The sequence below is a fragment of the Pseudomonas sp. NPDC088885 genome (assembly GCF_044750025.1).
Classification (GTDB): domain Bacteria; phylum Pseudomonadota; class Gammaproteobacteria; order Pseudomonadales; family Pseudomonadaceae; genus Aquipseudomonas; species Aquipseudomonas rustica.
This window is the reverse complement of sequence record NZ_JBIVJB010000108.1, coordinates 1-7502: the sequence shown is the minus strand read 5'-3', so window position 1 is coordinate 7502 and position 7502 is coordinate 1. Positions and strand designations below refer to the sequence as shown.

The 7502-nt window shown below is 61.1% G+C and carries 5 protein-coding genes and 1 pseudogene; all 6 read left to right on the top strand.

Features of this window, described 5'->3' with window-relative positions:
* A pseudogene (locus ACIP1X_RS25085) lies at nucleotides 1-456 on the top strand (glycosyl transferase); the annotation flags it as partial.
* Nucleotides 457-491: 35 nt separating this feature from the next.
* Nucleotides 492-1661, top strand: a complete 1170-nt coding sequence (locus ACIP1X_RS25080) for an alginate biosynthesis protein Alg44 (protein WP_053117301.1) — start codon at nucleotides 492-494, stop codon at nucleotides 1659-1661.
* Nucleotides 1662-1676: 15 nt separating this feature from the next.
* The gene (gene algK / locus ACIP1X_RS25075) at nucleotides 1677-3179 is read left to right on the top strand and encodes an alginate biosynthesis TPR repeat lipoprotein AlgK (protein WP_400755614.1); all 1503 of its coding nucleotides are present in this window, start codon (nucleotides 1677-1679) and stop codon (nucleotides 3177-3179) included.
* Nucleotides 3176-4657 carry an alginate export family protein gene (locus ACIP1X_RS25070; protein ID WP_159812214.1) on the top strand — a complete coding sequence of 494 codons (1482 nt, stop codon included), beginning with the start codon at nucleotides 3176-3178 and terminating at the stop codon, nucleotides 4655-4657. The genes algK and ACIP1X_RS25070 overlap by 4 nt, the downstream gene beginning before the upstream one ends.
* Nucleotides 4658-4683: 26 nt before the next feature.
* Complete coding sequence (algG, locus tag ACIP1X_RS25065; protein WP_400755613.1) at nucleotides 4684-6270, top strand: mannuronan 5-epimerase AlgG; 1587 nt, start codon at nucleotides 4684-4686, stop codon at nucleotides 6268-6270.
* 10 nt (nucleotides 6271-6280) lie between these two features.
* Nucleotides 6281-7502: alginate O-acetyltransferase (locus tag ACIP1X_RS25060; RefSeq protein ID WP_400755612.1), on the top strand; the 1222-nt coding region annotated here is incomplete at its 3' end.

The window sequence follows — 7502 nt, the reverse complement described above, 5'->3', positions numbered from 1 at the left end:
AATCTGCGCCAGAACTCGCGAGCGCTGGGCCTGGGTGTGAAACGCCTCGGCGCCTTCACCTCGGTGGTGCTGTTCGACCAGCGCGTATCGATGTGGACGTCATTGCTCGGGCTGACCGTGGCGATCATCGCCAGCTTCAAATACGGCACCGCATTCATCCTCGTTTACCTGCTGTGGATCGGCATCACCCGCCTGATTCTGACCCTGTTGCTGTCGTGCTCCGGTCACCGCATCGGCCCGGCTTATCCCGCGATTCTTTATTACAACCAGATCGTTGGCGCGCTGGTGAAGATCTACGTGTTCTTCCGCCTCGACCAACAATCCTGGACACGCCAACCCACATCCCTGACCCGTGATCTCGCCAGCTTTCAACGTTGGTTCAACACCTGGTCGTCTCGGACCATGACCTTCTCCGCCGGCAGCATTTTTGTCGCCGTGCTGCTGATGATGGTCTGACCCGCCCCTATTGAATTAACAAGGAAATCGCCCCTATGAATACCGCCGTCAACGCCAACGTAGTGCATGAATCCGAAGCCCAGCGCCAACACGCCCGCGTGAAAATCCCGGCCAAACTGCGCTTTTTCGGCCCCGACCGGACACCGGTTGAAGCGCGGGTCATCGACCTGTCGGCCGGTGGTCTGGCGTTCAACGCCGGGCAGTTGCCGCTCAAGGCTGGCGACGTGCACAAGGCGCGTCTGCAATTCGTCATCGACAACCTCGGGCTGGCGATGGACGTGGAACTGCAGATCCGTTCTTACGACCGCCAGACCGGCCGCGTCGGTTGCCAGTTTCAGAACCTCGAGCCGCAGGACATTTCCACCCTGCGCCACTTGATCACTTCGCACCTGGCCGGCGACATCGTCAGCATGGGTGAAGTGCTGGCAACGCTGCAGCGCGACAACTTCACCAAGGCGCGCAAAGTGAAGGACGGCGGCTCCGGCATGACCCCGTTCGGTCGACTGAAAGCAGTGACCTTCAGCGCCGGTGTGTTTGTCGTCGGTCTGGTCGCGGCGGGCTTCATTTTCAAATCGGTGTACGGCATGTACTTCGTCAGCCACGCGCAGGCCGGTCTGGTCAGCGTACCGGGGATGAACATCACCATGCCGCGCGACGGCACCGTGCAGAGCCTGATCAAGTCCGACGGCGTTGCCGCCAAAGGCGCGCCACTGGCGACCTTCAGCACCAGCATGCTCGACGTGCTCAAGGGCCATCTGGAAGAAGATCAACTGTCCCCGGCCAAGGTTGAAGAACTGTTCGGCAAACAAATGACCGGCACCCTGACTTCGCCATGCGATTGCACCGTGGCCCAGCAACTGGTGGCGGACGGTCAATACGCAAGCAAGGGCGACGTGATCTTCCAACTGGTGCCGCGCAACACTCAGGCCACCGTTGATGCGCGCTTCTCCTATCGCCAGTTCGGCGACGTGCGTCCGGGCACTCCGGTGAGCTTCCAGATCGCCGGCGAAGACAAGACCCGCACCGGCAAGATCGTCAGCAGCACCAGCCTGAAAAGCGCCGACCTGTCCTCTGACATCCGCGTACAGATCCAGCCAGACGAGCCGCTCGACAGCAACCTCGCCGGCCGCCCGGTGGAAGTCAACAGCGACCGTGGCCCGAACCTGAACTGGCTGATCGACAAAGCCATGGCTGCCGGTCTTTAAGTCGAGGACATGCCTGTGACTACTCCTATCTTGAACACACCGCCGACCCTGTGGGAGCGAGCCTGCTCGCGAAAGGGTCCGCACGGTTTGTCTGATGTACCGAGTCGACTGCTTCGCGAGCAGGCTCGCTCCCACATGGGATTGATGGTGTGCTCGCTGGCATTGGCAGTTTCTCTGGCCGGTTGCGCCGGCCTGCCCGATCAGCGTCTGGCCAACGAAGCGCTCAAGCGGGGCGACACTGCCACCGCCGCGCAGAATTATCAGCAACTGGCCGATCTGGGTTACAGCGAAGCGCAAGTCGGTCTCGCCGATATCCAGGTCGACAGCCGCGACCCTGAGCAAATGAAACAGGCCGAAGCGACTTACCGCGCCGCCGCCAGTGTTTCGCCGCGTGCTCAGGCGCGTCTTGGCCGCTTGCTGGTGGCCAAACCGGGTTCCACCGAAGCCGAGCACCACGAAGCCGAAACCCTGCTGAAAAAAGCCGCCGCCAATGGCGAAGGCAACACGTTGATCCCGCTGGCGATGCTCTACCTGCAATACCCGCACAGCTTCCCGAACATCAACGCGCAGCAGCAGATCGATCAGTGGCGCAAATCCGGTTACCCGGAAGCGGGTCTGGCGCAGGTGCTGCTGTATCGCACCCAAGGCACCTACGACCAGCACCTGGATGACGTGGAAAAAATCTGCAAAGCCGCGCTCAACACCACCGACATCTGCTACGTCGAACTGGCCACGGTCTATCAGAAACGTGCCCAGCCAGAACAGCAAGCCGAGCTGATCAAGCAGATGCAGGCCGGTTACAGCCGTGGCACCGTCACCGCCCAGCGCGTCGATTCCGTGGCCCGTGTATTGGCCGATTCGACCCTCGGCAAGCCCGACGAAAAAACCGCGCAGTCGTTGCTTGAGCCGATCGCTCCTGGCTACCCGGCGTCGTGGGTGACCCTCGCGCAATTGCTTTACGACTACCCGGAACTGGGCGACGTCGACCAGATGATGAAGTACCTCGACAACGGCCGCGCCGCCGACCAGCCACGCGCCGAGCTGTTGCTGGGCAAGCTCTACTACGAAGGCAAAATGGTCCCGGCCGACGCCAAAGTCGCCGAAGAACATTTCCAGAAAGCCGTTGGCCGTGAAGTCGCCGCCGACTACTACCTCGGCCAGATCTATCGCCGTGGCTACCTCGGCAAGGTCTATCCGCAGAAAGCCCTCGACCACTTGCTGACCGCTGCGCGCAACGGCCAGAACAGCGCCGATTTCGCCATCGCGCAACTGTTCTCCCAAGGCAAGGGCACCAAGCCCGACCCGCTCAACGCCTACGTCTTCAGCCAACTGGCCAAGGCGCAAAACACCCCGCAAGCCGATGAGCTGGCGACCACCCTCGCCGCGCAATTGCCGCCCGAGCGTCTGGCCGAAGCCCAACGTCTGCTGCAACAGGAGCAAGCCAGCCGTGGCGCTCTGAACCAGAACACGCTGCAACTGCACGCCCTGCAAGAAGAAGACGGCGAGGAAAAATTATGAAGTTGAATCCATTCGTGAAGGCCGGTATTGGCCTCACTTTCGCGCTGATCTGGTCTTGCCCGACACTGGCCGCGATGACTGAAACCAAAAACTTCGGCCTCGAAGTGAAAGTCACCGGCCAGTCCGAAGACGACCGTGACCTCGGCACCGCCAGCGGCGGCGACGTCAACGGCGTCGGCCTCGACCTGCGTCCGTGGATCTACGGCGAAAGCGGCGCGTGGAGCGCCTACGCCATGGGTCAGGCCGTGACCTCGACCGACATCATCGAAACCGACACCCTGCAACAATCCGACGGTGAACAAGCCACCGACAACGGCGATCGCAAAACCAAGAAAAACTACCTGGCGATGCGCGAGTTCTGGGTCGGCTACAGCGGCCTCACGCCATACCCGGGCGAGATGCTCAAGTTCGGTCGCCAGCGCCTGCGCAATGACGACGGCCAATGGCGCGACACCAACATCGAAGCGCTGAACTGGACCTTCGACACCACCCTGTTGCGCGCCAACGCCGGTGTCGCCGAACGCTTCAGCGAATACCGCACCGACTTGAAAGAGCTGGCGCCGAAAGACAAAGATCGCCTGCACGCCTACGCCGATGCCGCTTACCAGTGGACGCCGGGCCAGTGGGTCGGCATTCGTGGTCACCATACCCACGACGACGGCAAACTCGATTACGCCGAGCCGGGTGTCCCGCGTGATTCGCTGGATAAAACCGAGAACGGCGACATCAGTTGGATCGGCCTGACCGCCGACAGCGACGCCTACAACTGGCGCAACACCAACACCGTCAACTACTGGGGCAGCATCACCGGCATGAGCGGCGACCGTGACACGGTCAACGCGCTGAATGCCGATGGCACGCGCCCGGCACAAGCCAAGCGCAGCGATGACGTCAACGGCTGGGCCACCGACATCGGTGTGCGTCTGCGCCTCGATCCGCAATGGCAAGTCGGCGGTGCGTATGCCCGCGCCAGCGCCGATTACGAGCAGAACGGTCTGGAGAGCAACCGCTCCAACTACACCGGTACGCGCTCGCGGGTTCACCGTTTCGGCGAAGCCTTCCGTGGCGAAATGAACAACATGCAGACCGCCACGCTGTTCGGTTCTTGGATGGTCAACGACGAGTACGACGCCAGCCTGATCTACCACAAGTTCTGGCGTGTCGACGGCAACAAGCCGGTCGGCAGCAACGGCATCAACGCCGTGGAAAACAACACCGACGACGCCACCGGCGCGATCCTTTCCAGCACCTCGCTGCCGCTTGAAGACGGCAACAAGGATCTCGGTCAGGAGATGGATCTGGTCGTCACCAAGTACTTCAAGCAAGGCCTGTTGCCGGCGGCGCTTAGCCAGTCGATCGACGAGCCTTCGGCCCTCGTGCGCTTCCGTGGCGGTGTGTTCAAACCGGGCGATGCCTACGGCAAGCAGGTTGATTCGTACATGCACCGCGCGTTCATCGACGTGATCTGGCGCTTCTGATGCAAACCGCCAAGGGAGTGCCCGACATGATCAGCACCAGGATAGGCTCACTCAGCCTGCTGGCCGGCGCGATGCTGCTGGCCAGCGCCGGCGCCTTCGCCAATGTGGAGCCGACGGCGCCACAACCGGCCAAGCCGGCCACCGTGGCCAAAGAACTGCAACAGGCCAAGACCTACACCGTCAGCAGCGCGCCAACCGACGCGCTGAATCTGGCCGCGCCGAAACTGCCCGACCTCTCCGGCTTCACCGCCGAAGCCGCTGCGGCGAAGATCGTCCGCAGCAAACCGGGCAAGATCAGCGTGCGCCGGATGATGCAGGAAGACGCGCTGAAGGACTTCATCGGCGGTGACAACAAGATGGCCGAATGGGTGGTGCGTCAGCACGGCATCCCGCAGGCGATCTTCGTCGACGACGGCTACATGAACCTCAAGGATCTGGCGCAGAAACTGCCCAAGCAGTATTTCAGCGAAACCTCGCCGGGCGTGTACCTGTCGAAGCTGCCGATCGTGGTTGGCCGTAAAGGCATCCTCGAAATCGATGGCCAGACCCAGGAACTGCGTCTGTCCCAGGAGGCCGGTGCGTTCATGGTCAACGACGGCCAGCTGTTCTTCCGTGACACCAAAGTCACCGGCTGGCGCGAGAAGGAAAACGGCCCGGCGACCTTCCGTTCGCCGAAGGAATTCCGCCCGTTTCTGCTCGCCTGGGGTGGCACCGAGACCTACATCGTCAACAGCAAAATGGCCAGTTTCGGCTACGCCAACAGTAAGTCGTACGGCGTGAGTATTTCCCAGTACACGCCAAACATGGCCAAGGTGCTCAAGCGTCCTGAACCTACTGGCTGGATCGTCGGCTCCGAGTTCTCCGACATGTGGTACGGCTTCTACTGCTACGAGACCCGCGACTTCGTGGTCAAGGGCAACACCTACAAAGACAACATCGTTTACGGCATCGACCCGCACGACCGTTCTCACGGCCTGATCATTGCCGAGAACACCGTGCACGGCACGAAGAAGAAGCACGGGATCATTATTTCCCGTGAGGTCAACGACAGCTTCATCTTCAACAACAAGAGCTTCGACAACCACCTCTCGGGCCTGGTGATCGACCGTAACAGCGTCAACAACATCATTGCCTACAACGAGATCTACAAGAACCACACCGACGGCATCACGCTCTACGAGTCCGCCGACAATTTGCTGTGGGGCAACAAGGTCATCAGCAACAAGCGCCACGGCATTCGCATTCGTAACAGCGTGAACATCCGCCTCTACGAAAACGTCGCCATGGCCAACGGCCTGACCGGCGTTTACGGCCACATCAAGGATCTGAGCGACACCGACCGTGACATCAAGCTCGACCCGTTCGATGCGCAGGTGTCGCTGATCGTGGTTGGCGGTGAGCTGGCGGCCAATGGCAGCGGCCCGCTGTCGATCGATTCGCCTTTGAGTGTCGAGCTGTATCGCGTGTCGATGCTGGCGCCGACCAAATCCAGCGGCATCAGCTTCAACGGCATCCTAGGCGAGCGCCATGATGAAATTCTCGACCTGCTGGTGCGCCAGCAGAAAGCCGTGCTGATCGACCCTGTCGAACGCCAGACCGAAATGCAGGACTGAGGATAATTTTATGCACCCACACTTGATCAAATTACTCAGCCTGTCGGCCCTGACCGTGGGCATTCTCGCGGCCAGCAACGGCGCCCGTGCCGATGAAGGCGCCGCCGCCACGCCGCCAAAGTTCAGCGCCGAACCGTGCTGCAACCTGTGCCCGGCCGCCCATGACGCGAAGAACTACACCACGCGTTATCAGCAGAACTTCACCACGCTGGTGCAGGCGCAAGGCGACTGGCTGTTCCGCACTCAGGAAGATTTGCGCACCGAGTTCAACACCACCCCGGCCGGCTACAAACGCCTGCAACAGCTGCACGATGCGTTCAAGGCCAAAGGCGTCGAGCTGGTGATCGTTTACCAGCCAACCCGTGGCCTGGTGAACCGCAACAAGCTCAACCCGCAGGAAAAAGCCGCGTTCGATTACGAGAAAGCGCTGGGCAACTACAAGACCATGCTCGGCCGTTTCGCCAAGATGGGTTACGTCGTGCCAGACCTGTCGCCGCTGACCAACGAATCGCTGCCAGACACCCTGCCCGCCCACGACTTCTACTTCCGCGGCGACCAACACTGGACGCCATACGGTGCACAGCGCACGGCGAAAATCGTCGCCGAGAAGGTCAAGCAGATCCCGGCCTTCGCCGACATTCCCAAGCGTGAATTCGAAACCAAACGCTCCGGGCGCATGGGCAAGACCGGCACCCTGCACAACATGGCCGGGCAACTGTGCGGCACCAGTTATGCGATCCAGTACATGGATCAGTTCACCACCGAGCCTAAGGGCGAGGCTGGCGACGGCGATCTGTTCGGCGATTCCGGCAACCCGCAAATCACCCTCGTCGGTACTTCGCACAGCGGCAAGAACTACAACTTCGCCGGTTTCCTCGAAGAAGCCATCGGCGCCGACATTCTCAACGTCGCGTTCCCCGGCGGTGGTCTGGAAGGTTCGATGCTGCAGTACCTCGGCAGCGACGAATTCCAGAAGACCCCGCCGAAAATTCTCATCTGGGAATTCTCGCCGCTGTATCGCCTCGACCAGGAGACCATCTATCGCCAAATGATGTCCCTGCTCGACAACGGCTGCGAAGGCAAAGACGCACAGATGTCCGCGAGCACCACGCTCAAGCCGGGCGGCAAACAAGAACTGCTGGTCAACAGCAAGAACCTGAACCTGCAAAACAGCAGCCATCAGGTCGACATCCGCTTCGCCGACCCTTCGGTGAAAACCCTGCAAGCCACCC